This window comes from Geodermatophilus saharensis (assembly GCF_900188205.1).
In the GTDB taxonomy this organism is placed as follows: domain Bacteria; phylum Actinomycetota; class Actinomycetes; order Mycobacteriales; family Geodermatophilaceae; genus Geodermatophilus; species Geodermatophilus saharensis.
In genome coordinates, this window is record NZ_FZOH01000014.1 from 23,279 (window position 1) to 46,813 (window position 23,535).

The window sequence follows — 23,535 nt, forward strand, 5'->3', positions numbered from 1 at the left end:
CCTTCCCAGCCGTTGATCATCGGGTGCGTGCACGGGACACGCGCGGACACGCCGACGCGAGCGGCACGCACCCGATGATCAACGGACGGAGGGGCTCCTAGCGGCCGCGCAGGCCCCGCAGCGTGCGGACGGCGACCACCAGCTCGGGCAGCTCGTGCCGGTCGCCGGCGGCGATGTCGGCCAGCTGCGCGGCCGCGCGGCGCTGCGGGGCGTCCCAGCCGCCGACCCAGTCCGCCACCAGCCCGGCCGCGTCCGAGCCGCTCCGCCCGGACAGCACCTCCACGGCCAGCTCGGCCTGCTCGGCGGCGAGGTCGTCGCGCAGCGCGGCGCGCGCCATCGACGGCCAGCGCCGGTCCCGCGGCAGCGCGATGACCAGCTCGCGCAGCGGCACCAGCGACAGCCGGTCGGCCAGCTCCTGCGCCACCCGCCCGACCAGCTCGATCGGCGCCCCCGTCCGCTCGGCGACGACGGCGAGGTCGAGTGCCGCGGGCAGCAGCGCCGCCGCGGCCAGCTCCCCGGCGAGGTCGGTGGGCACCCCGGCGGCGCGCAGCCGCTCGGCGCGCGCGGCGTAGGCGGCCGCCTCGTCGCCGAGCAGCCAGCCCGGCAGGCCCGCGCGCACCGCGGCCACCGGCGCGGCGAACCGCTCGGTCACGGCGGTGATGCCGACCGCCGGGCGACCGGCCAGCTCGGGCAGCCGCAACAGCCACCGGGCCGCCCGCTCGGCCAGGCGCGTCGCCTCGACCCGCAGCTCGACCTGCACCGGCGCGGGCACCCGGTTGTCCAGCGGCCGGACCGCGTCCCACAGCCGGTCGACCTCGAACACCGCCCGGGCCACCGCGTGCGCCCGCACCACCGTGGCGAGGTCCAGGCCGGTCTCCTCGGCCAGCCGGAAGACCCCGGTCACCCCGGCGGTGTTCACCGCCCGGTTGGTCAGCGCCGTGGCGACGATCTCGCGGCGCAGCGGGTGGGTGTCGACCGCCGCGGGGAACCGCTCGCGCAGCGGCGCCGGGAAGTAGTCGCGCAGCAGGCGGGCCAGCGCGGGGTCGTCGGGCAGGTCGGAGGCCAGCACGGCGTCGTTGACCTCGAGCTTGGCGTAGGCCAGCAGCACCGACAGCTCCGGGCTGGTCAGCGCGTGCCCGTCCCGGCGCCGCTGGGCCAGGGCCCGGTCGTCGGGCAGCGCCTCCACCGCCCGCACCAGCCGGCCCGAGCGCTCGAGGTGCCGGATGAACCGCTCGTGCGCGTCGAGCAGGCTGCGCGCCCCGGCCACCTCGGCGGCCAGGGTGGCGTTCTGCGCGTGGTTGTCGGTGAGGACGGCGGTGGCGACCTCGTCGGTCATCTCCTCCAGCAGCGCCGCCCGGCCCCCGGCGTCGAGCTGCCCGGCGTCGACCACCCCGTTGAGGGCGATCTTGATGTTCACCTCGTGGTCGGAGGTGTCCACGCCGGCGGAGTTGTCGATGGCGTCGGTGTTCACCCGGCCGCCGGCCAGCGCGTACTCGACCCGGCCCCGCTGGGTGAGGCCGAGGTTGCCGCCCTCCCCCACGACCCGCACCCGCAGCTGCCCGCCGTCGACCCGGACGGCGTCGTTGGCCTTGTCGCCGACGTCGACGTGGCTCTCGGTGGCCGCCTTCACGTAGGTGCCGATGCCGCCGTTGAACAGCAGGTCCACCGGCGCGAGCAGCACCGCCCGCACCAGCTCCGGCGGGGTGAGGGTGTCGACGTCGTCGTCGAGGCCCAGCGCGGCGCGCATCGGCTCGCTCACCGGGATCGCCTTCGCCGTGCGCGGCCACACCCCTCCCCCGGCGCTGATCAGCGTGGGGTCGTAGTCGGCCCACGACGAGCGCGGCAGGTCGAACAGCCGCCGGCGCTCGGCGAACGACGTCGCCGCGTCCGGGTCGGGGTCGACGAACACGTGCCGGTGGTCGAAGGCCGCCACCAGCCGGATGTGCTCGGACAGCAGCATGCCGTTGCCGAACACGTCGCCGGACATGTCACCGATGCCGACGACGGTGAAGTCCTGGCTCTGCACGTCGACGTCGAGCTCGCGGAAGTGGCGGGTCACCGACTCCCAGGCGCCGCGGGCGGTGATGCCCATGGCCTTGTGGTCGTAGCCCACCGAGCCGCCGGAGGCGAAGGCGTCGCCCAGCCAGAACCCGCGCTCGATGGCGACGGCGTTGGCGATGTCGGAGAACGTCGCCGTCCCCTTGTCGGCCGCGACGACGAGGTAGGCGTCGTCGCCGTCGTGCCGGACGACCCGCGGCGGGGGCTGCACCCGCCCGCCGACGATGTCGTCGGTGAGCGAGAGCAGGGCGCCGATGAACAGCCGGTAGCAGGCCTGCCCCTCGGCCTGGACCTCCTCGCGGGAGGCGCCCTCGGGGGGCGGGTTCCGGACGACGAAGCCGCCCTTGGCGCCGGTCGGGACGATGACGGTGTTCTTGACCATCTGGGCCTTGACCAGGCCGAGGACCTCGGTGCGCAGGTCCTCGCGGCGGTCGGACCAGCGCAGCCCGCCGCGCGCGACGGCGCCGAAGCGCAGGTGCACGCCCATCACCCGCGGCGAGCTGACGAACACCTCGCGGGCCGGCCGCGGCTCGGGCAGGTCGGGGACGGCGTGCGGGTCGAGCTTGATCGCCAGCGGCCCGCCCGCGTAGTAGGTGGTGCGCTGGGTGGCGAGCACGGCGGCCAGCAGGCTGGTGAGCACGCGGTCGGCGTCGAGGGACTCGACCCGGCCGATCGCCTCGCGCAGCGACGCGGCGAGGTCCTCCTGCCGGGCGGCGCGGCCGGCCTCGCGGTCGGGGGAGAAGCGGGTCTCGAACAGCGCGACCAGCCGGGCGACGACGTCGGGGTGCCCGGCCAGCACCGACTCGACGTAGGACATGCCGAAGGGCAGGCCGGCCTGGCGCAGCCACTGCACGTAGGCGCGCACCACCGTGACCTGGCGCCAGTTCAGCCCGGCCAGCAGCACCAGCGCGCCCAGGCCGTCGTCCTCGGCGTCGCCGCGCCACACCGCCGCCACGGCCTCGGTGAACCGCTCGGGCAGCGAGCCGGGGAAGGGCAGCTCCCCGCCGGGCGCGGTCAGGCCGAAGTCGTAGATCCACGCCGGCCGGGCGCCGATCCGGTCGATCTCGTAGGGCCGCTCGTCGACGACGTCGACGCCCATGTGCTGCAGCACCGGCAGCACGTCGGAGAGCAGGAGCCGCTCCCCCACCCGGTAGACGGTCAACCGCGGCTCGGCGGCGTCGGCCCCCCGGGGACGGCGCAGCCGCAGGCCCAGCTCGCCCGGCGCGAGCGCGTCGAGGCGGGCGAGGTCCTCCACGGCCGTCGTCGCGGGGAAGTCGTCCTGGTAGGCGGCCGGGAAGGCGTCGGCCACCCGGGACAGCACCTGCTCGGCCTCGGCGCCGTACCGCTCGCCGAGGGCGTCGGCGAGGTCGTCGGTCCAACTGCGGGCGACGGCCGCCAGCTCCCGCTGCAGCAGGTCGGCGTCGACACCGGGCAGCGTGGGCGCACCGCCGCGGCCGACCGGGACCCGCACGACGAAGTGCAGCCGCGTGAGCACCGACTCGGTGGAGTAGGCGCTGAACTCGATCTCGCGGCCGCCGAGCCGGGACAGCAGGATCTGCTGCATCGCCAGCCGGACCTCGGTCGTGTAGCGGTCGCGCGGCACGTAGACCAGCGCCGACCAGAACCGGTCGTAGGGGTCGCGGCGCAGGAACAGCCGGGTCCGGCGGCGCTCCTGCAGGTGCAGCACCGCCATCGCCACGGGCAGCAGCTCGCCGGCGGAGGCCTGGAACAGCTCGTCGCGCGGGAGGGTCTCCAGCACGCCGACGAGCTCCTTGCCGGTGTGGCTGTCGGCCGGCACGCCGGAGCCGGCCACCACCTCCTCGACCCGGCGGCGCACCAGCGGCACGTCGCGCACGCCGGTCGCGGCGGCGGTGGTCGGGAACAGCCCGACCAGGCGGTGCTGGCGGGCCGGGCCGCCGTCGGGGCCGGGGAGGGTGACCGCGACGAGGTCGAGCCAGGCGCGCCGGTGCACGGTGGAGCGGATGTCGGCCTTGGTGACGGTCACCAGCGCCGGTCCCAGCGGCCCGGCGGCCTCGGGCAGGGCCGCGGCGGTGTCGCTGCGCAGCACCCCCAGCCCGGACCCGGGGACGGCGCGCACCGTCGTCCCGACCTCCACCTCGCGGGCGCCGAGCAGCACGAGGTTGCCGTCGGCCAGCCAGCGCAGCAGCGCGGCGACCTCGGCGGGGTCGTCGGCGGGGTCGGCGGTGTCGAGGGTGCCGATCTCCTCGAGCCGGGTGGCCAGCTCCAGCGCGCGGGCGGCGATGCGGGGGGCATCCTCGTCGACCGCCCGGACGTCGGCCAGCACGGTGCGCAGCCCGGCGACCAGGTCGTCGGCGGCCTCGTCGTCGAGCGGGCCGTCGAGCACCACGGCCATCCACGACTCGGCCAGCGCGTCGGGCCCGCAGTCGGCGACCTCGGTGCCGCCGCTGTTGCAGAAGGCGCGCAGCCCGCCGGAGACGTCGCGGCGGACCACCACCACCGGGTGCACCACGTGCTGCAGGCCCACGCCCTGGCGGACCACCTCGGCGGTGACCGAGTCGACGAGGAAGGGCATGTCGTCGGTGACGGTGAGCAGCAGGCGGCGGCCGTCGTCGAGCCGCTCGACGACGACGGTCGCGGCGCCCTGCGCGCGGACGGCGGCCACCCGCAGGTGGCGCAGCGCCAGCGCGGCGAGGTCGGCCGGTGCGTGGCCGAGGACCTCGGCGGCCGGCTCGCTCCAGTAGTAGCGCTGCAGCAGCGCCGGGAGGTCGGTGAGGCCGCAGCCGGCCGGGAGTCCCGGCCCCTCCTCGAGGGTGTCGGCAGCGACGGCGGCGGCCTCGGTCAGCAGTGCCCGTTTGCGGTCGTTGGCCGCCTCGAGGGCGACCAGTCCGGGCGGGACCTCGTCCTCCGGTCGGCCGGGGACGACGGTGTCCACGGCGTTGGTGCTCATGTACAGCGAAACTACTGCGGCTGCGGGCGTGCGTCAGCGGGAGGTCACCCGACCGGCGCGCCGCGGCGCTCAGCCGCGGTCGAGCACCTGGTCGGCGGCCCACCCGACGACGGCGAGCACCAGGCCGCCGAGGACCGCGGTGCCGAAGCCGTCGACCGACAGCCGGTCCGACAGCGCCGCGGTGATCCCGAGCAGCGCCGCGTTCACGACCAGCAGGAACAGCCCGAGGCTGAGCAGGATCGCGGGGAAGGAGAGGAGGCGCAGGATCGGCCCGACCACGGCGTTGACCACGGCGAAGACGAGCGCCACCCAGAGGAACGTGCCGCTCACGCCGAGGGCGCCGTTCTCGTTGCCCTCGATCTGGATGCCGGGCAGCAGCCGCGTGAGGCCGTAGAAGGCCAGGGCCATGACGACGACCTTGAGCGCGAACCTGATCACGGCGGCCACGCTAGCGGCGCTCCCTGGGAGTCCCCCGCTCCCGTCGTCTCTAGCGCTGTCTCGGGTCGGCGCCAGAGAGCCGTAGACGACCCACGACACCCCTCCCGTGCACTTCCGCGGAAGTGCACGGGTCACGACACGCCCTCGCCGGCTCTACCGGTCTCTACCCCACCGGCTAGACGGGGCCATACGGTGCTCGACGTGGACCCCGTGCGGAACCCCTACGCCCCGGGCGCCGGCCAGCGGCCACCCGAGCTGGCCGGCCGCGACGACGAGCTGTCGGCCTTCGACGTCGTCCTGGAGCGGATCGCGCGCGGCCGCCCGGAGCGCTCGCTGGTGCTCACCGGGCTGCGCGGGGTCGGCAAGACCGTGCTGCTCAACCAGCTGCGCTCGGCGGCGATCGGCCGCGGGTGGGGCACCGGGAAGATCGAGGCGCGGCCGGACCAGTCGCTGCGCCGGCCGGTGTCCTCGGCGCTGCACATGGCGCTGCGCGAGCTGCGCCACCCCGACCAGGAGTCGATGGACGCCGTCCTCGGCACCCTCAAGGCCTTCGCCCAGCGCGGGGCGGGCGGGGACGGCACGGCCGCGAAGGTGCGCGACCGCTGGCAGCCGGGCATCGACGTCCCTGCCACCACCGGCCGGGCCGACTCCGGCGACATGGAGATCGACCTCGTCGAGCTGCTCACCGACGCCGCCGGGCTGGCCGCCGACGTCGGCCGGGGCATCGCGCTGTTCGTCGACGAGATGCAGGACGTGCAGGCCGCCGACGTGTCGGCGATCTGTGCCGCCTGCCACGAGCTGTCCCAACAGGGCGCGCCGCTGATCGTCGTCGGCGCGGGGCTGCCGCACCTGCCGGCGGTGCTGTCGGCGTCGAAGAGCTACTCCGAGCGGCTGTTCCGCTACCTGCGCATCGACCGGCTCGACCGGCCCGCCGCCGACCGCGCGCTGCTGGCCCCGGCCGAGCGCGAGGAGGTCACCTTCGAGCCGGCCGCGCTCGACGCCCTCTACGACGCCGCCGACGGCTACCCCTACTTCGTGCAGGCCTACGGCAAGGTCACCTGGGACGTCGCGGCCGCCTCCCCCATCACCGCCGGCGACGTCGCGATGGCCGCGCCGATGGCCGAGGCCGAGCTCGCCGTCGGGTTCTTCGGGTCGCGCTACGACCGCGCCACCCCCGCCGAGCGCGAGTACATGCACGCGATGGCCGAGCTCGGCGGCCCGGCCGGTGCCCCGGTGGCGACGTCGGAGGTGGCCGCGACGCTGGGCCGCAAGCCGGCGTCGCTGTCCCCCGCGCGCGACTCGCTGATCAAGAAGGGGCTGGTCTACTCCGCCGAGCGCGGCCAGATCGCCTTCACCGTTCCCCACTTCGGCCGCTACCTGCTGCGCCACCCCGACTGAACCGCTGCCCCGGGATCACCGGGGCAGGAGGAAGGCGTTCACGTCCGCGGCGACGTCCTCGGGGCGTTCCCAGTTCGGGCAGTGTCCGGTGTCGGGGTAGACCCGCAGGCGCGCGTCCGGGAGTGCGGCGACGAGCCGGTCCTCCTGGCCCCGGTCGAACAACGCGTCCGCCTCGCCCCAGAGCACCAGCGTGGGCGCGGTCACGTCGCCGAGCCGGTCGCGGTCGCGGGAGTGCGCGAGCCCCTCCCAGACGTCCCGGAAGACGTGCGCCGGCGCCTTGCGGCTCTCGGCCACGATCGCGTCGAAGAAGTCCGGCGGGAGGGGGCGGTGGACCGTGCCGGCCTGGAACTCCCGGGCGAACTCCACCGGGACCGGGTCGGGCAGGTCGGCGATCGCCGACCGGACCTCCCGGACCAGCCCGTCGCCCATCCGGTCGGCCGCGCCCATCAGCACCATCCGGTCGACGCGGTCGGGGTGCTCCTGGGCCGCGCGGCGGACCACGAAGGTGCCGAAGGAGTGGCCCACCAGGTGCGCCCGTCCCACGCCGAGCACGTCGCAGAGGGCCACCACGTCGTCGGCGAACGCGTCGAGGTCGTAGCCGGTCGCGGGGTGGTCGGAGTCCCCGAACCCGCGCTGGCTGTGGGCGACGGCGTGCAGCCGCGGGTCCAGGTGCGGGAGCACGCGGCTCCAGGAGAACCACGAGTCCGGCCAGCCGTGGACGAGGACGACCACCGGGCCGGCCGGGTCCCCCTGCTCCACGGCGTGCACCCGCAGTCCCCCCGGGAGGAGGACGGTGCGGTGGCGGAGCGTCTGCGTCGTCCCGGACACGAGGCCCCCTGAGGAGTCCGCCCCGTACACGCCCACGGTAGGCCCGTGGCCGCCGGCCGGGAACCGGTCCCGCGGCGGGCCGGCGTCCGGAGGAGGACGCGGACCGGCTCGTGACCGCGTCCTGTGCACGGAGCGCGCCCGGGTGGGGCCCGTGACGACGACAGGTGCACGAACCGCACCCGGAGCGAGCGCTCAGCGGACGAGGACCAGCTTGGTCGCCGGCTGCAGCCACACCTCCGCGGCGTCGGCGAACGGCGCGGTCGTCGTGGGGACGGCGAGCGGGTCGAACACCCCCGACGCGGCGAGCGCGAGGACCTCGGGCAGGTGCCGCCGGGAGTCGGCGCGGGACAGGTGCACGGTGATCCCGCGCGTGTACATCTCCAGCAGCGGCAGCGCCGCCTCGCCGAACACGATGCCGACGACGGTCAGCAGCCCCTGGTCCTCCGTCGAGCGCACCGCGCAGGCCAGGCCGGCCGGGTCGGCGGTGCCGTCGACCACCACCTCCGCCCGGTCGAACCGGCGCGGCCAGTCCCCGTCGAGCCGGGTGACCGCGGCGCCCAGCCCGGCCGCCGCCGCGCAGCGCGGCCCGTCCCGGTCGACGTAGCGCACCCGCCCGGCGCCGAGGGCACCGGCGAGCGCGACGGCGTAGAGCCCGATGGAGGGGACCGCGCCGGCCAGCACCAGCACCTCGGCCCCGGGCCGCTCGCGCAGCTGCGGCCCCACGGTGCGCCAGGCGTCGACGGCGTTGTCCGGCAGCGTCGCCAGCGCCACGTCCGGCAGGCCCTCCGGCGCGGGGAGCAGCGCGTGGTCGGCGTGCGGGACGGCGAGCAGGTCGGCGACCGCCCCGCCGTGACCTCCCCCGCGCTCGCCGAACCCGTACGCCGCGCCGGCCGGGGCCCGGTACGTGGTGCACGCCACGGGGCGCCCGGCCCGGCACGGCCGGCAGGAGCCGCAGGAGACCTGGAACGGCACGCTCACCCGCGCCCCGGGCCGCAGCGCGACGTCGGCACCCACCTCGACGACCTCGGCCACCAGCTCGTGACCGACGGGGATCGGGCCGGGGAAGAGCCCGAGCGCCACCATCGGCGCGTCGAGGTCGCAGCGCGCCACTGCCAGCGGCCGGACGAGGGCGCCGTGCGGCTCGACCCGCGGGTCGGGCACCTCCTGCCACGCGACCCGGCCGGGGGCGGTGGAGACGAGGGCGCGCACGTCAGGCCCGGGACGGCGGCGCGGGCACGGCGTCGGTCACGGGCACGGCGGTCTCCTCGGCGGCGGGAACGGTCGGCACGGGAACTGTGCCGGTGGGCACCGGACCGCGTCGACGGTTGGAGAGAGCAACGGTGGGCACGGACCGCTCCGTGCCGGGTGCTGTCGAGGCGGGTCTGTGGGGGCTGCTGGGCGGGGCCGCCCTCGTCCTGGGGGCGCTGGTGGCCTGGTTCGTGCGGGTGCCCCGCACGCTCATCGCGTCGGTCATGGCGTTCGGCTCCGGGGTGCTGTTCTCCGCCGTCGCCTTCGACCTCGTGGAGGAGGCCGCCGACACCGGCGGGCTGGGGCCGACGGCGATCGGCTTCGTCGGCGGCGCGCTGGCCTACCTGGTCGCCAACGCCCTGCTGGCCCGCCGCGGGGCACGGCACCGCAAGCGGTCCGGCGGCGAGGGGCCCGAGCGGCAGCCCTCGGAGGACGAGCAGTCCGGCAGCGGGGCCGCGATCGCGATCGGGGCGCTGCTCGACGGCGTCCCGGAGTCGGTGGTCCTGGGCCTGAGCCTGCTCGGCGGCGGCGCGGTGAGCGCGCCGGTGCTGGCCGCGGTGTTCATCTCCAACGTGCCCGAGGGGCTCTCCAGCGCCGCGGGCATGAAGGCCAGCGGGCGCCGGGCGGGCTACGTGTTCGGGGTCTGGGGCGGCATCGCGGTCGTCAGCGGCGTCGCGGCCCTGGTCGGCTACCTCGCCCTCGGCGATGCGCCCCCGGAGGCCGTCGCGGTCATCACCGCCGTCGCCGCGGGCGCGATCCTCACGATGATCGCCGACACGATGATCCCCGAGGCGTTCGAGCGGACCCGCACCTGGACCGGCGTCATCACCACCGTCGGGTTCCTTGTCGCCTTCGCGATCGAGCGCCTCGGCGCGTGAGCGGGCAGGGTGGCGGCATGACCGAGCCCGTGCAGATCAGCATCCCGGTCGACGGCGGGGACCTCGCGGCCCTGCACTGGGCCGCCGACGCCCCCGGCTCCCCCATCGCCGTCCTCGTCCACGGCATCACCGCCAACGCCCTCGCCTGGGCCCCGGTGGCCGCGGCGCTGGCCGGGGAGTTCGAGGTCGTGGCGCCGGACCTGCGCGGCCGGGCCGGCTCGGCCGGGCTGCCCGGCCCCTACGGCCTGGAGCGGCACGCCGACGACGTCGCCACGCTGCTGGACCGCTTCGGCGCCGACGGCGACGCCGGTGCCGACGCCACCGTCCTCGTCGGCCACTCGATGGGCGCCTTCGTCGCGGCCCTCGCCGCCGCCGGCACGGCCCGCGACCGGGTGCACGGCCTGGTGCTCGTCGACGGCGGCCTGGCGCTGCCCGAGCCGCCCGGTGCCGACGTCGACGCCAAGCTCGCCGCCGTCCTCGGCCCCTCCCTGGACCGGCTGTCGACGACGTTCCCCGACCTGGCCGCCGTGCGCGCGTTCTGGGCGCAGCACCCCGCCGTCGGCCCGTGGGTCGACGTCCCCGCGGTCGCCGCCTTCCTCGCCCGCGACCTCGTCCCCGGCGCGGTGCCGCTGCGCAGCGCCTGCGTGCCGGAGGCCGTGCGGGTCGACGGCGGCGACGTGCTGCTCAACGAGCGGGTGCTGGAGGCGACGGCGAACCTGCCGGTGCCGGCGACGCTGCTGTGGGCCTCCGGCGGCATGCTCGGTCAGCGGCCGGGGCTCTACGACGAGGTGCGGCTGGCCGGCCTGGGCCTGGAGCCGGCGGGCATCACCGCCCGCGAGGTCCCCGGCACCGACCACTACTCCATCCTGTGGGCCGACCAGGGCGTGGCCGCCGTCGCCGACGCGGTGCGGGCCGCGGCCGCCCGCACCTAGCCGTACGCTCGATGCTGTCGCATCGCCCGGAGCCTGCCGATCCAAACCGCCAAGATCCGTCAGACACGCCCTAGCCGTCGCGACCCCTAGCGCGCCGGGCGGCCCACCACCGGCGGCAGCACCTCGGGCCCGGCCTCGGGCGGCCGCTCCCCCCGCACCGGGTGCGCCCGCACGGCGAGCACCGCGACGTCGTCCTCCACGCCGTCGCCGAGCATGCTGGCCAGCAGGTCGTCGCACAGCGCGGACAGTCCCCTGCCGGCGGAGGCGGCCAGCAGCGCGCGCACCGCGTCGCGGCCCTCGTCGAGGGGGACCCCGCGGCGCTCGAAGAGCCCGTCGGTGAACAGCAGCAGCGTGGCGCCCTCGGGCACCAGCACCTCGCCGTCGGCGCGCGGGCCGCGCCAGCCGATGCCCAGCGGCGGGCCGACCGGGGCGCTCAGGTCGCGCACCGTGCCGTCGGGCAGCAGGAGCATCGGGTCGGGGTGCCCGGCCGAGGACCAGCGCAGCCGGCGCACCCCGGCCGCGCGCTCGGCGGCGTCCTGCTCGACCCGGCAGACCAGCGCGGTGGCCATCGCGGGGACGGCGAGGCCGACCAGGGCGTGGTCGACCCGGCGCAGCACTCCGGCCGGCTCCTCCAGCCGGTCGAACGCGATGCCGCGCACCAGCGTCTTGACCTGGCCCATGGCCGCGGCGGCCTCGATGTCGTGCCCCATGACGTCGCCGATCACCAGCACGGTGTCGCCGTCGGGCTGCAGGAAGGCGTCGTACCAGTCGCCGCCGATGGACACCCCGCGGGTGGCCGGCCGGTAGCGGACGGCGAGCTCGAGGGAGTCCGGCTGCACGGGCGGGGAGAGCAGGCTGTGCTGCATGCGCTCGGCCACCTGCTGCGCGGCGCTGGCGAGGCGGGCGTTGTCGAGGGCCAGCGCCGCGCGGCGCGAGGCGATCTCGGCGGTGCTCAGCTCGGCGTCGGTGTGCGGCCCCCGCTCGGGGCCGTTGACCAGCGTGAACGCCCCGAACAGCTCGCCGCGGGCGAGCAGCGGGAACGTGGCGACGGCGGAGACCCGCAGCGCCGCCAGCGCCTCGCGGCTGGCCTGGTCGGCCACCATCGCGCGGACGTCGTCGTCGGTGACGTGCCGCAGCACCACCGGGCGGCCGCTGGCCAGCGCCGTGGGCACCGGCGCCGAGGGCCGGTTGCTGCGCACCCGCAGGTCGGCGTAGCGGTGCATCGCCGGGACCATCGCGGGGTCGCTGTGCGCGCGGCCGACGTCGCGGCGGCTGCCGTCGGGGTCGACCACGCTGACCAGGCACCAGTCGGCCAGCAGCGGGACGACGAGGCGGGCCAGCCGGGCGACGGCCTCGTCGACGTCGGTGGTGGCGGTCATGGCCTGGCTGATGTCGCCGAGCAGCACCAGGTGGCGGGCCGCGGTCTCGGCCCGCGCCGCGGCCTCCGCGGCCGCGGCGGCGGCCTGCTCGCGGGCGGCGACGGCCGCCGCCCGCTCCTCCTCCGCGCGCCGCTGCGCGGTGACGTCGTCGTAGGTGACGACGAGGCCGGCGTCGGTGAGGAAGGCGTCGGCGTGGAACCAGGTGTCCAGCGGCGCGTACCACGCCTCGGTGGAGCCCGACCCCCCGCTCCGGCGGACCTGCCGGTAGAGCTCGTCGAACGGGCCGCCGACGGCCTCGGGGAACTCCTCCCAGATGCCGCGCCCGGTGAGGTCGGCGGCGGTGCGCCGGAGCAGCGTGGCGCCGGCGGGGTTGACGTAGGCGAAGCGCCAGTCCTCGTCGAGCACGAACAGCGGCCGCTGCATGCCCTCGACGGCCTGCACCAGCAGGTCGTTCGGCGGCGGGGCCAGGCCGTCCGGGGTCACGGGAGGACATGCTGCCGCATGCACCTGCCCGCACCCGCCCTCCGGTACCGGACCGCCCCGTACAGGTGACGCGCCGGTGCGGCGGCTGGTTGGCAGCCGGGGCCGCCTCCGCCACGATCACGGTGGTGTCCGCGGGAGCCAGCCTCGCCCCGACGGCGCCGGGAGGACCCACGACGATGGCCGAACCGCTCTTCGAGCCCGGCTCCGTGCGCGGCGTGCCTCCCGGCCCCCAGCCCACCGTCCCGCTCCCCCGCCGCACTCCCCCGCCCGGCGACCCGGCCGCGCTGGCCGCACTCGTCGACCGGCTGCCGGCCGCCGTCCTCGCGCTGGACCCGGAGGGGCGGCTGACCTGGCTCAACGCCGCCGCCGAGCGGCTGCTCGGGCACCTGCAGGCCGACCTGCTCGGTCGGGTGCTCACCGAGGTGCCCGGCACCGCGGGCCGGGCGCTGGCCTCGGCGGGGGCCGAGGCCGCCGACTCCGCCGAGCCGGTGACCGTGCAGGCCGGCGGCGGCTGGTACGAGGTCCGCGCCGCGCGGGCGGCCGAGGGGCTCGCGCTCACCGTCTCCGACGTGTCCCGCCGCCGGACGGTGCAGGAGCGCGCCGACCGCGCCGCCGCGCGCGCGACGCTGCTGGTGCGGGTCGCCGCGGAGCTGTCCGGCGCGCTCGACGGCGTCTCCGCGCTCGGCCGGCTCGCCCGGCTGGTCGTCCCGGTGCTGGCCGACGGCTGCGTGGTCACCGTCGTCGACCGGGAGGGCCGCACGCGCGACGTCGGCTCGTGGCACGCCGACCCCGAGCGCCGGGACCTGCTGGCCCGCTACGCGCGGGTGCGGCTGGACACGCTGCCGCCGGAGTCGCCGGTGGGGCGGGCGCTGCGCACCGGGGAGCCGGTGTCGGCCCCGGTGACCGAGGTGCTCGCGCTCATGTCCGACGAGCGGACGCGGGAGATGCTGCGGGACCTGCGCGCGGAGTCGGTGCTGGTGCTGCCGCTGCCGGCCGAGTCGCGGACCGTCGGCGTCCTGTCGCTCTACCTCGACGCCGGCCGGCTCCCGACCCCCGAGGACCACGCCACCGCCCGCGCGGTGGCCGTGCAGGCCGGCCGCGCCATCGACCGGGTGGGCCGGCAGAGCCGCCAGATCCAGCTCGCCGAGGCGCTGCAGCGCAGCCTGCTCACCGCACCCCCGGCCTTCCCCGGCGTGGAGCTGGTGGTCCGCTACGTGCCGGCCGCCGAGGCGGCCCGGGTCGGCGGGGACTGGTACGACGCGTTCTCCCACCCCGACGGCGACGCGGTGGTGGTGATCGGCGACGTGGTCGGGCACGACACCGCCGCCGCGGCCGCGATGGGCCAGCTGCGCGGCCTGGTCCGCGGCATCGCGCACTCCAGCCGGGGCGGGCCGGCCGAGGTGCTGCGCGGCCTGGACGAGGCGATGGCCACGATGCACGCCGGGACGCTGGCCACCGCCGCCGTCGCCCGGCTGGAGGCCGGGGGCACCCGGCTGCGCTGGGCGAACGCCGGGCACCCGCCGCCGGTGCTGCTGCGGCCCGACGGCGGCGTGACGGCGCTGGCCCACGAGGAGGCCGACCTGCTGCTCGGCGTCGACCCGACCGCGGAGCGCCGGGAGGACGTGGTCCCGCTGGCTCCCGGGTCCACGGTGCTGCTGCACACCGACGGCCTGGTCGAGCGGCGCGGCAGCACCCTCGACGAGGGCAGCGAGCGGCTGCACCGGACGCTGGCCGAGCTGGCGGGGCTGCCGCTGCCGCGGCTGTGCGACGAGCTGCTGGCCCGGCTGCTGCAGGGGACACCGCAGGACGACGTCGCCCTGGTCGCGCTGACCGTCGGCCGGCCCTCCCCCTGAGCCCATCCTGCGGCGCCGGACACGGTTGGGCGGACGGCGGGATGGGCACCCGATGACCGTCCGAGAACGGGACGCGACGACGGAGAGAGGACATGGGCCGACTCACCTGGCCGCTGCGGCCCCTGCCCGACGGGCGGGGTGAGCTGTGGCGATGGGACCTGGAGGACGTCGCCGAGCTCCCCGGGGCGCGTGCCGGCCTGCGCGAGCACCTCGGCTCCCTCGGCTTCCCCCGCGACCCCGACGACCCGGCGTCGGACCGGCTGGTGCTCGCCTTCGACGAGCTGGCCTCCAACGCGCTGCGGCACGGACGGTCGCCGGTCGTGGCGACGGTGGTCGCCGGCACCGGCGGCTGGCTGCTCGACGTGAGCGACCGGGACGCCGACACGATGCCCTCCCCCGCCGTCGGGCGGGACCCGTCGAAGGGCGGGCTCGGGCTCTACCTGGTGGCCCGCCTGTCGGTGGCGCACGGCTGGTACGTCGACGACGGCTGCAAGCACGTGTGGGCGTGCCTGCCGACGAGCGTCGAGGAGTGCGCGGTCACCTCCGCGTGAGGCGCCCGGGGCGGCGGACGACGAAGGACCCCCCTGCGCCCCGCCACGAGCGGGCTCGCGGCGGGACCCTGCAGGGGGGCCGCTCCGTTCCGTCACGCGGGGCGGTCCTCAGGGGACGACGAGGGAGAGCCGGCCCCTGCCGTAGCCGGGGACGTCGACGGCGAGGTCGAGCCGGTGGAAAGCGGCCAGCATCCCGGCGACGTCGCCGGGCAGGTCCTCGCCCGGCACGTACAGCCGGTACAGCTTCGAGTGCGGCGCGCCGGGCACGTTGAACAGCGCCGACAGCACGTTGACGACCTCGTGCAGGGCCTCGGCGAGCATCGCGGTGAGCTCCCCGTCCTCCTCGACGGCGTCCCGGACGCCGCCGGGCGGCAGCAGCGCCAGCGCGCCGCCGGTCCAGGCCGACAGCGGCAGGTCCAGAACGCACAGGGCGTTGACGGCCATCGACGGGCCGACGTAGACCGCCACCGAGACCGGGTCCCGCTCCGTGGGCGTGACCGGGGCGCCGGGGGTCACGCCCACCGGCTTGCCGACCAGCCCGGACAGCATGTCCTTGACGGCCTTGGCGTCGGGCAGCGAGACGGTCAGCGGCGCGGTCACGACAGCACCCCCTCGAGGTTCTCCCGGAAGGACTCCTCGGTGAACGGCTTGGCGATGAGGAACAGCGCGCCGGCGTCGGCGGCCTTCTCCCGCATCTCCGCCGACCCCTCGGAGGTGACGAACCCGAAGGGCACCGCCGAGCCGGAGGAGCGCAGCGCCTGCAGGAACTCCAGGCCGGTCATGTTCGGCATGTTCCAGTCCGACAGGACCAGGTCGGGGTTCTCCGACCGGACCTTGTCGTAGCCGTCGCGGCCGTCCTCGGCCTCGACGACCTCGTGGTCGTCGTAACCGGCCTGCCGCAGGGTGCGGATGACGATCTGCCGCATCACGCGGCTGTCGTCGGCGACCAGGATCTTCACAGGGGCACCTCGTTCTCTCGCTCGGTGTGCAGGGGGGACTGCACGGAGACGGTCAGCGGCTGACCGCGCCACAGGACGGCGACGCGGCGGGTGTCGGCACGGGAGCCGGCAGGTGGGGTGGCGCCGACCTCGGGCAGGCCGAGGACGGACGGTCCGGGGAGGACGGCCTTGACGTTGCCGCCCACCACGTTGGCGAGCTCGCCGAGGGCGTCGTCGACGTCCTCGGCCTCGAGCACCGCCGGGGCGTGCTCGCCGAGCAGGGCCCGCGTGAGCTCCGCGGCGGTGTCGCGGCCGCAGGTCAGCACGACGGCGCCGGTCCACGGGCCGACGATCTCGACCCAGGAGCTGCTGGTGTCGGCCGGCAGCGGCGCCGGCAGCGGGACGAGCACCTCGTCCTCGCCGACGAGGGCCAGCCACGCCTGCTCGGCGATCTGCAGCAGCGTGTCCCCGTCGAGCAGGTCGACGACGGCCGGCGGGCGGTCGCTCGCGCGGCGGCGCAGCCCGGTGTCGCGGGGGGCGGTCACAGGGCGACCTCCTGCGGGAGCAGGCCGAGCAGCGCGAGCTTGTCGCGGATGGCGTCGGCGGTGAACGGCTTGATCACGTACTCGTGGGCGCCGGCGGCCAGCGCGCGCACGATCTGGCCGTGCTCGCTCTCGGAGGTGACCATCATCAGGGTCACCGCGCGCCAGGCCGGGTTGGCGCGGACGGCGTTGACGAACTGCAGCCCGTCCATCACCGGCATGTTCCAGTCGATGGTGCACAGGTCCGGAGTCCAGCCCTCGTGCAGGACGTCGAGCGCCTCCTGCCCGTGGCCGGCCTGCCGGGTCTCGTAGCCCAGGCCCTCGAGGATCCCGGTCACGATGCGCCGCATGGCGCGGGAGTCGTCGATCACCAGAGCGCGCACGGTCATGCCCCCTTCAGCGGGCGGTAGGCGGAGGTCCGGCCGAGCACGACGCGGCTCCAGGAGTCGTCGACGCCGAGGGTGGTCTCGGCGGCACCGAGGAACAGCCAGCCGTCGGGGCGCATGAGCTCGCGCACCCGGCGGAGGATCGCCTGCTTGGTGGGCAGGTCGAAGTAGATGAGGACGTTGCGCAGGTAGACCACGTCGAACGGGCCCATCCGCGGCAGCGGGGCGGCCAGGTTGCACTCGCGGGCGGTGACCATGCGGCGCAGGCCGGGGGCGACCTCCCACTCGCTGCCCGCCCGCTGGAAGTGCCGGACCAGCATCGGGGCGGGCAGGCCGCGGTTGACCTCGAGCTGGGTGAACCGGCCGGCCCTGGTCCGCTCGACCATCTCGCGGGAGATGTCGGTGGCGGTGATCGTGACCCGGGAGGCCGCGCCGGGCAGCGCGTCCTCGAGCAGCATCGCGATCGTGTAGGGCTCCTGGCCGCTGGAGCAGGCCGCCGACCAGATCTGCAGCCGCTCGGCCGGACCGCGGGCGGCCTGCAGCGCCGGGAGGACGGTCGAGGTCAGCCCGGTGAACGGGTCGCCGTCGCGGAACCACGACGTCTCGTTGGTGGTGAGCGCCTCGACGATCTGTCGGGTCTCGTCCGGCCGCGGGCGGCTGCGGACGGCGTCGACGAGCTGGTCGACGTCGGAGAGCCCCATCCTGCGGGCCAGCGGCAGCAGCCGGGCCTCGACCAGGTACTCCTTGCCGGGGGCGAGCACGATCGCGCTCTCCCGGTGCACCAGCTGGCGCACCCAGTCGAAGCGGGTGGCGGTGAGGGTCATCGGAGGGCTCCCCTCGCGAGGGCCGGGGCGGCCGGGGCGTGCGGCACGGCGCGCGCCAGGTGGCGGGTGATGGCCTCGGCGATGCGGTCGAGGGGCAGCACCTCGTCGGCCAGGCCGGCCGAGGCGACGGCGCCGGGCATCCCCCAGACGACGGAGGTGGCCTGGTCCTGGACGACGACGGTGCCGCCGGCGTCGCGGACGGCGCTCGCGCCCTCCCGCCCGTCGGCGCCCATGCCGGTGAGCACCACCGACAGCACCGCGCCGTCGTAGGCGGTGACCGCGGAGCGGAACAGCGGGTCGACGGCGGGCCGGCAGAAGTTCTCCGGCGGGCCCTGGGAGAGCACCGTCGTGGCGCCCCGGCCGCTGCCGCGCACGGTGAGGTGGTGGTCGCCGGGGGCCAGGTGGACGGTGCCGGGCAGCAGCGGCGAGCCGTCGGCGGCCTCGACGACCCGCAGCGCCGAGAGCCGGTCGAGGCGCTGGGCGAACTGGCGGGTGAACACCGGCGGCATGTGCTGCACCACCAGGACCGGCACGGGCAGGGCCGCCGGCAGCGCCGGCAGCACCCGGGCGAGGGCCTCCGGGCCGCCGGTGGAGGAGCCGACCACCAGCACCGCCGGGGCCTTGTGCGCGGCGCTGCGCGGCGCCGGGGTGCGCGGGGCGACCGGGGCGGCCGCGGGCCGGGGCGGGCCGGTGACCGGGCGGCCGGTGAGCGCCTTGATCCGGGGGATGAGCTGCTCGCGCACGCTCTCCATCGACGCGGCGACGCTGCCGACGTTGGCCGGCTTGGTCACGTAGTCGTTGGCGCCGGCCGAGAGGGCGTCCAGGGTGGCCGCGGCGCCGCGCTCGGTGAGCGTGCTGAACATGACGATCGGCAGGCGGTTGCGGGCGGCCCGCAGGGCGCGGACGGCCTCGATGCCGTTCATCTCCGGCATCTCGATGTCCATCGTGACCAGGTCGGGGCGCAGCTGGTCGACCTTGCCCAGCGCGAGCTTCCCGTTGACCGCCGTCCCGACCACCTCGATGGCGGGGTCGGAGGACAGCACGTCGGTCACGATCTTGCGGACGACGACCGAGTCGTCGACCACCAGCACCCGGATCGGGTCCACACGTCCTCCTGCTCCAGCGGCGTCCGGCCGCGGAGGGCCGTTCGTCGGGTACTCGGCAGCGGCGGGTCGGATCCGGGGATCACCCGGCGTCCCACGCGCACCGCCTGTCCCAGGAGTTGTCGGCCGACCCGGCGGTCGTGTTGACGCGGGGCGCGCAACCGTTACGGCGCCGGGCGGTCACCGGTGCCGTCGCGGGCACATGTCGACCGCGCCGCCCACCGCCCGTCCGGGGCCGCGGGGAGCTGACCTGCGCCGACGCGACCCGGCCGCCTGTCGATCACCGGACGCGTGCACGTCCGGGGGCGTGTCGTCCCGTGTCGCGTGCGCGCAGCCGAGGATCAACCCGGAGCGCGCCGCCGCGTCCCCCTCAGCGGGCGGTGACGCGGTGCCAGGGGGCCAGGAGGACGTCGAGGGCGCCGCCGCCGAGCAGGTCGCCCATCGTCAGCCCCTGCACGACGCCGGCGAGGGCGTTCCACGAGCCGGAGGCGCCGTCGCGGGCGTCGAACCCGCCGTCGGCGAACGCGCGGACGGCGAGCAGCTGGGCGGTGGCCAGCGTGCGGGTGCGGCCGGAGACGTGCGCGGCCCACGAGGCCTCGTGCATGGCGGTGGCCCACGGGCGCTGCTCGGCACGGCCGTCGTCGACGGCGCCGCGCCAGCGCTCCCGGCCGCGGGCGTCCAGGCCCGAGAAGGTGGCCAGCAGCGAGCAGAGCCCGGGCGTGGCGGGGCCGAGGTCGGCGTCGGCGCCCCGGGTGGCCGCGTCGGGGACGGCGGCGGTGAACGGCGCGACCAGCTCGCGGCGGACGAGCGGCGGCAGCACCCCGGCGGCCCACTCCCCCACCACGGCGTCGGCGAGCACCTCGGCGGCCCGCTCGCGGACCTCGGCGCCGGCCTGGGCGGCGGCGGCGTGCTCGGGCCCGAGGACGTCCTCGCGCAGCACCCGCTCGACGGCGGCGGCCGTGCCGATGGTGCCGCGCTCGAGCTGGGCGACGAGGACGGCGGTGCGGTCCTCCGCGCCGGGGGTGACCGAGCGCAGCTGCGGGACGGCGGCGGCCAGCTCGCGGGCCCGCCGGGCGCGCACGGCGAGCACGGCGCGCTGCTCGCGGTCGGCGCGGCCGGTGCGGGAGGCGGCGGCCAGGGCGGCCAGGTCGTCCGGCCCGGCGGTCAGGCCGGTGAGGAGCACGTCGGCGGCGGCGCGGCCACCGGGCAGGCGCACCAGGTCGAACCCCAGCGTCGCGGCACTGACCAGCGAGTACGGCACGTCTCCCCCTCCGACGGCACCGTCCGGACACGGACGGCCCGTCCATGCTGGGGGTGATCACGTCGCAACGCCACGCGGCCGTCACCCGATCGCCGGAGAGGCGTGGGGGAACGGCCGCGTGTCGGGAGCGGTCAGGTGAGGGGGCAGTGACGCTCCGCTATGAACCGACGGCCTTCTGCACGTCGAGTGCCAGCAACAGCGTGCCGTCGAGCTTGTAGGCGCCGCGGATCAGCTCGCGGGCCTGCCCGCCGAGGGTGTCCGGCGGGGCCTCGAAGTCGGCGGCGTCGACGTCGACGACGTCGGCGATCGAGTCGACCAGCAGGCTCACCGCCTCCCCGTGCAGCCGCACGACGATGACGACGGCGTCGGTGCCGGCCGGCCGCGGCGGGCGGCCCAGCCGCTCGCGCAGCTCGATGGCGGTCACCACCTGCCCGCGCAGGTTGATCAGCCCGGCCACGGCCGGCGGCGCCAGCGGCACCCGGGTCAGCTTCTGGCTGCGCAGCACCTCCTGCACGTGCTCGACCTCGACGCCGTACAGGTCGCCGTCGAGCCGGAAGGTGGCCAGCTGACCGCTGGCGGCACGGGTCGGGGTGTCGGTCGCGCTCGTCACGTCAGGCCTCCAGCAGGGCGGTGGGGGAGGAGGAGTCGGCGGCGTAGAAGGCCGGGTCGGCGGCGAGGATGGCCGCGCGCACGTCGAGCAGCTCGGTCACCCGGTCGCCCAGGACGGCCGAGCCGAGCAGACCCAGGTCGTCGATGTCGCTGCGCACCGCGGCGCCGCCGTCGACGATGTCCAGGATCTCCTCGACGACGATCGCCACGCTGCGGCCGTGGTCGCTGTAGACGATCACCTCGAGCACCTCGCGGTCGCCGCCGCCGTAGGCGCCCAGGTGCCGGTCGAGGCGGACGATCGGCAGGATCGCGCCGCGGTACTGCACCACCTCGCGGTTGCCCACCCGCTCGACGGCGTCGGCCCGCACCTGCTCGAGGCGGGTGACGGTGTCCAGCGGGATGGCCACCCGCCGGCCCTCGCCGATCGCGGCGAGCAGCATCCGCTGCCGCTCGGCCTCGACGGCGGCGGTGCGGGCGGCGGCCTCGCGGGCCTCCTGCCGCTCGGTGATCTCGGTGCGCAGCGCCCGGCGGGCCAGGGCCTGCACGTCGAGGATGAGCGCCACGGCGCCGTCGCCGAGGACGGTGGCGCCGGAGTAGAGGCCGATCGCCTTGAGCTGGCCGCCGACGGCCTTGACGACGATCTCCTCGGTGTTGATGACCCGGTCGACGACCAGGCCGAAGCGCCGGCCCTCGGAGCGCAGCACCGCGATGACGACGTGGCCGTCGTGGCGGTCGGAGGTCAGGCCGAGGACGTCGGTGAGCCGCACGAGGGGGAGCAGCTCGCCGCGCAGCCGGTAGACCGGTGCGCCGCCGACCTCCTCGACGGCGTTGGCGGCCTTCTCGGCGTCGAGGCTGACCAGCTCCTGCAGGCTGATCTGCGGGATCGCGTAGCGGTCGCCGGCGCACTCGACGGTGAGCGCGGGGACGATCGCCAGGGTCAGCGGGATCCGCAGCCGGCAGACGGTGCCCCGGCCGGGCTCGGACTCGACCTCGATGGTGCCGCCGATAGCCTCGATGTTGGTCTTGACGACGTCCATGCCGACGCCGCGGCCGGAGACGTTGGTGACCGCGGCGGCGGTGGAGAAGCCGGGCAGGAAGATCAGCTGCAGGACGTCCTGCGGGCTGGTCCGGGCGAGCTGCTCGGCGGTGACCAGACCGCGCTCGAGCGCCTTGGCGCCGATCCGCTCCGGGTCGATGCCGGCGCCGTCGTCGGCGACCTCGACGACGACCTGACCGCTCTCGTGCCGGGCGCGCAGCGTGAGCACGCCCTCGGCGGGCTTGCCGGCGGCGCGGCGGCGGTCGGGGGACTCGATGCCGTGGTCGACGGAGTTGCGGACCAGGTGGGTCAGCGGGTCCTTGACCGCCTCGAGCAGGGTCTTGTCCAGCTCGGTGTCCCGGCCCTCCATCTCCAGGCGGACGGACTTGCCGCACTGGATGCCGAGGTCGCGGACGACGCGCGGCAGCTTGGACCAGATGTGGTCGATCGGCTGCATGCGCGTCTTCATGACGCCCTCCTGCAGCTCGCTGGCGATGAGGTTGAGCCGCTGCGAGGCGCGCACCAGGTCGGTGTCGGTGGAGCGGCCCACGTACTGGACGATCTGGTTGCGGGTGAGCACCAGCTCGCCGACCAGCAGCATGAGCGAGTCGAGCAGGTCGACGTCGACGCGGATCGTCGAGTCGGCCACGCCGCGGCGGCCCTGCGGACCGCCGGCACCCTCCGGGCGGGCGGCACCGGTGGGCGCACCGCCCTCGGCGTGCTCGTCGCCGTGCTCGCCGTGCTCGCCGTGCTCGTCGTGGGCGTCGTCGGCGTGCTCGTCGTGCATTTCGTCCGGCACCGGCTCGGCGACGGGCTCGGCGACGGCCTCGGCGACGGCGGCGGGCTCCGCGACGGCGACGGGCTCGGCCGTGGGCTCCGGTGCCTCGGGGACCTCGGCGGGGGCGGGGGAGGGGGCGGCGGCCGGCGCCGGCCGGTCCTCCATCGCCGCGCTGATCTCCGCGACGACGGCGGAGACGTCCACGCCGCCCTCGCCGCCGGTGGCCTCGATGGAGGCCAGCAGCGAGCGGACGGTGTCGACCATCCGCAGCAGCACGCTGGTGCGCTCGGGGGTCAGCGCGAGGACGCCGTCGCGCAGCCGGGAGAGCATGTTCTCCCCGACGTGGGTGACCTCCTCGAGGCGGCCGAAGGCGAGGAAGCCGCTGGTGCCCTTGATCGTGTGGATGGTGCGGAAGATGCTCGACAGCCGCTCCCGCGAGTCGGGCTCCTGCTCGAGGGCGACCAGGTCCGTGTCGAGCTGGTCGAGGTTCTCGTGGCTCTCGACGAGGAACTCCTCGACGATGTCGTCCAGACCGTCCACCGTTGCCTTCTCTCTCGCTGCCGGGGGGCCGTGGGGTCCCCGATGGGTCTTCGGCGGTGGGGTGGCGGACTCAAGGTGAGTCCGCCACCCCACCGGGCGCGGTCGCCTAGTAGGTGAAGCGGGCGACGCCGGTGCGCAGGTCGGCGGCCATGCGGGAGAGCTCGTCGACGGCGACCCGCGTCTGGCTCAGCGCCTGGGTGGTGGCGTCGGCGGCGCCGGAGACCCCGGCGATGTTGTCGGCGATCTGCCCGGATCCCTGGGCGGCCTCGGCCACCGAGCGGGACATCTCCGCGGTGGTGGCGGTCTGCTCCTCCACCGCCGAGGCGATCGTCGTCTGCCGGTCGGAGATCTGGGCGACGATCTGGGAGATCTCCCCGATCGCGCTCACCGCGGCGCCGGTGTCCCTCTGGATGGCCTCCACCCGCCGCGCGATGTCCTCGGTGGCCTTGGCCGTCTCCTGCGCCAGTTCCTTGACCTCGTTGGCGACCACGGCGAAGCCCTTGCCGGCCTCGCCGGCGCGGGCGGCCTCGATGGTGGCGTTGA

Annotated in this window: 20 protein-coding genes; 5 read left to right on the forward strand and 15 right to left on the reverse strand. The window is 76.3% G+C overall.

Features of this window, described 5'->3' with window-relative positions:
• Window positions 1-97 precede the first annotated feature (97 nt).
• Both CHC04_RS23035 and CHC04_RS23040 read right to left on the reverse strand, forming a co-directional pair.
• Window positions 98-4,987 (reverse strand): NAD-glutamate dehydrogenase, encoded by a 4,890-nt coding sequence (locus CHC04_RS23035; protein WP_089406299.1) that lies wholly within the window; start codon window positions 4,985-4,987, stop codon window positions 98-100.
• A 69-nt stretch (window positions 4,988-5,056) separates the two neighbouring features.
• Window positions 5,057-5,425: a phage holin family protein gene (locus tag CHC04_RS23040; protein WP_089406318.1), complete on the reverse strand. Its 369-nt coding sequence runs from the start codon at window positions 5,423-5,425 to the stop codon at window positions 5,057-5,059.
• Window positions 5,426-5,626: 201 nt separating this feature from the next.
• Between CHC04_RS23040 and CHC04_RS23045 the strand changes: the two genes are divergently transcribed.
• Window positions 5,627-6,823, forward strand: coding sequence for an ATP-binding protein (locus CHC04_RS23045; protein ID WP_089406319.1), 1,197 nt, complete (start codon window positions 5,627-5,629; stop codon window positions 6,821-6,823).
• 15 nt (window positions 6,824-6,838) lie between these two features.
• On the opposite strand, the gene CHC04_RS23050 is transcribed toward CHC04_RS23045, so the two are convergent.
• Together CHC04_RS23050 and CHC04_RS23055 are read right to left on the reverse strand one after the other, a co-directional pair.
• Window positions 6,839-7,651, reverse strand: coding sequence for an alpha/beta fold hydrolase (locus CHC04_RS23050; RefSeq protein WP_176450161.1), 813 nt, complete (start codon window positions 7,649-7,651; stop codon window positions 6,839-6,841).
• Window positions 7,652-7,843: 192 nt separating this feature from the next.
• Window positions 7,844-8,860, reverse strand: coding sequence for an alcohol dehydrogenase catalytic domain-containing protein (locus CHC04_RS23055; protein ID WP_089406301.1), 1,017 nt, complete (start codon window positions 8,858-8,860; stop codon window positions 7,844-7,846).
• Window positions 8,861-9,009: 149 nt separating this feature from the next.
• Between CHC04_RS23055 and CHC04_RS23060 the strand changes: the two genes are divergently transcribed.
• Together CHC04_RS23060 and CHC04_RS23065 are read left to right on the forward strand one after the other, a co-directional pair.
• Window positions 9,010-9,777, forward strand: coding sequence for a ZIP family metal transporter (locus CHC04_RS23060; RefSeq protein ID WP_089406320.1), 768 nt, complete (start codon window positions 9,010-9,012; stop codon window positions 9,775-9,777).
• 17 nt (window positions 9,778-9,794) lie between these two features.
• Complete coding sequence (locus tag CHC04_RS23065; protein ID WP_089406302.1) at window positions 9,795-10,709, forward strand: alpha/beta fold hydrolase; 915 nt, start codon at window positions 9,795-9,797, stop codon at window positions 10,707-10,709.
• A gap of 86 nt (window positions 10,710-10,795) precedes the next feature.
• Here CHC04_RS23065 and CHC04_RS23070 read toward each other — a convergent pair whose 3' ends face one another.
• Window positions 10,796-12,571, reverse strand: a complete 1,776-nt coding sequence (locus tag CHC04_RS23070) for a PP2C family protein-serine/threonine phosphatase (protein ID WP_089406303.1) — start codon at window positions 12,569-12,571, stop codon at window positions 10,796-10,798.
• A 176-nt stretch (window positions 12,572-12,747) separates the two neighbouring features.
• On the opposite strand from CHC04_RS23070, the gene CHC04_RS23075 reads away from it, so the two are divergent.
• Together CHC04_RS23075 and CHC04_RS23080 are read left to right on the forward strand one after the other, a co-directional pair.
• A complete protein-coding gene (locus CHC04_RS23075; protein WP_089406304.1) occupies window positions 12,748-14,424 on the forward strand; it encodes a SpoIIE family protein phosphatase in 1,677 nt (558 codons plus the stop codon).
• A gap of 92 nt (window positions 14,425-14,516) precedes the next feature.
• Window positions 14,517-14,975 (forward strand): ATP-binding protein, encoded by a 459-nt coding sequence (locus CHC04_RS23080; RefSeq protein WP_089406305.1) that lies wholly within the window; start codon window positions 14,517-14,519, stop codon window positions 14,973-14,975.
• Between the two features lie 108 nt (window positions 14,976-15,083).
• Here the strand turns inward: CHC04_RS23080 and CHC04_RS23085 are convergent, their stop codons facing one another.
• The 10 genes from CHC04_RS23085 to CHC04_RS23130 all read right to left on the reverse strand — a co-directional run.
• A complete protein-coding gene (locus tag CHC04_RS23085; RefSeq protein ID WP_089406306.1) occupies window positions 15,084-15,575 on the reverse strand; it encodes a hypothetical protein in 492 nt (163 codons plus the stop codon).
• Window positions 15,572-15,934: a response regulator gene (locus CHC04_RS23090; protein ID WP_089406307.1), complete on the reverse strand. Its 363-nt coding sequence runs from the start codon at window positions 15,932-15,934 to the stop codon at window positions 15,572-15,574. Before CHC04_RS23090 ends, CHC04_RS23085 begins: the two co-directional genes overlap by 4 nt.
• On the reverse strand, window positions 15,931-16,458 hold the full coding sequence (locus CHC04_RS23095) for a chemotaxis protein CheX (protein WP_089406308.1): 528 nt from the start codon (window positions 16,456-16,458) through the stop codon (window positions 15,931-15,933). The genes CHC04_RS23090 and CHC04_RS23095 overlap by 4 nt, the downstream gene beginning before the upstream one ends.
• Window positions 16,455-16,844, reverse strand: coding sequence for a response regulator (locus tag CHC04_RS23100; protein WP_245817689.1), 390 nt, complete (start codon window positions 16,842-16,844; stop codon window positions 16,455-16,457). The genes CHC04_RS23095 and CHC04_RS23100 overlap by 4 nt, the downstream gene beginning before the upstream one ends.
• Window positions 16,841-17,665: a CheR family methyltransferase gene (locus CHC04_RS23105; RefSeq protein WP_089406309.1), complete on the reverse strand. Its 825-nt coding sequence runs from the start codon at window positions 17,663-17,665 to the stop codon at window positions 16,841-16,843. Before CHC04_RS23105 ends, CHC04_RS23100 begins: the two co-directional genes overlap by 4 nt.
• A complete protein-coding gene (locus CHC04_RS23110; protein ID WP_089406310.1) occupies window positions 17,662-18,771 on the reverse strand; it encodes a protein-glutamate methylesterase/protein-glutamine glutaminase in 1,110 nt (369 codons plus the stop codon). The genes CHC04_RS23105 and CHC04_RS23110 overlap by 4 nt, the downstream gene beginning before the upstream one ends.
• A gap of 367 nt (window positions 18,772-19,138) precedes the next feature.
• Window positions 19,139-20,029 carry a hypothetical protein gene (locus tag CHC04_RS23115; RefSeq protein WP_089406311.1) on the reverse strand — a complete coding sequence of 297 codons (891 nt, stop codon included), beginning with the start codon at window positions 20,027-20,029 and terminating at the stop codon, window positions 19,139-19,141.
• 157 nt (window positions 20,030-20,186) lie between these two features.
• Window positions 20,187-20,639 carry a chemotaxis protein CheW gene (locus CHC04_RS23120; protein ID WP_176450162.1) on the reverse strand — a complete coding sequence of 151 codons (453 nt, stop codon included), beginning with the start codon at window positions 20,637-20,639 and terminating at the stop codon, window positions 20,187-20,189.
• A 1-nt stretch (window position 20,640) separates the two neighbouring features.
• A complete protein-coding gene (locus CHC04_RS23125; RefSeq protein ID WP_089406312.1) occupies window positions 20,641-22,992 on the reverse strand; it encodes a chemotaxis protein CheA in 2,352 nt (783 codons plus the stop codon).
• A gap of 106 nt (window positions 22,993-23,098) precedes the next feature.
• Window positions 23,099-23,535, reverse strand: a 437-nt coding sequence (locus CHC04_RS23130) for a methyl-accepting chemotaxis protein (RefSeq protein WP_245817690.1), incomplete at its 5' end; no start/stop codon positions are given.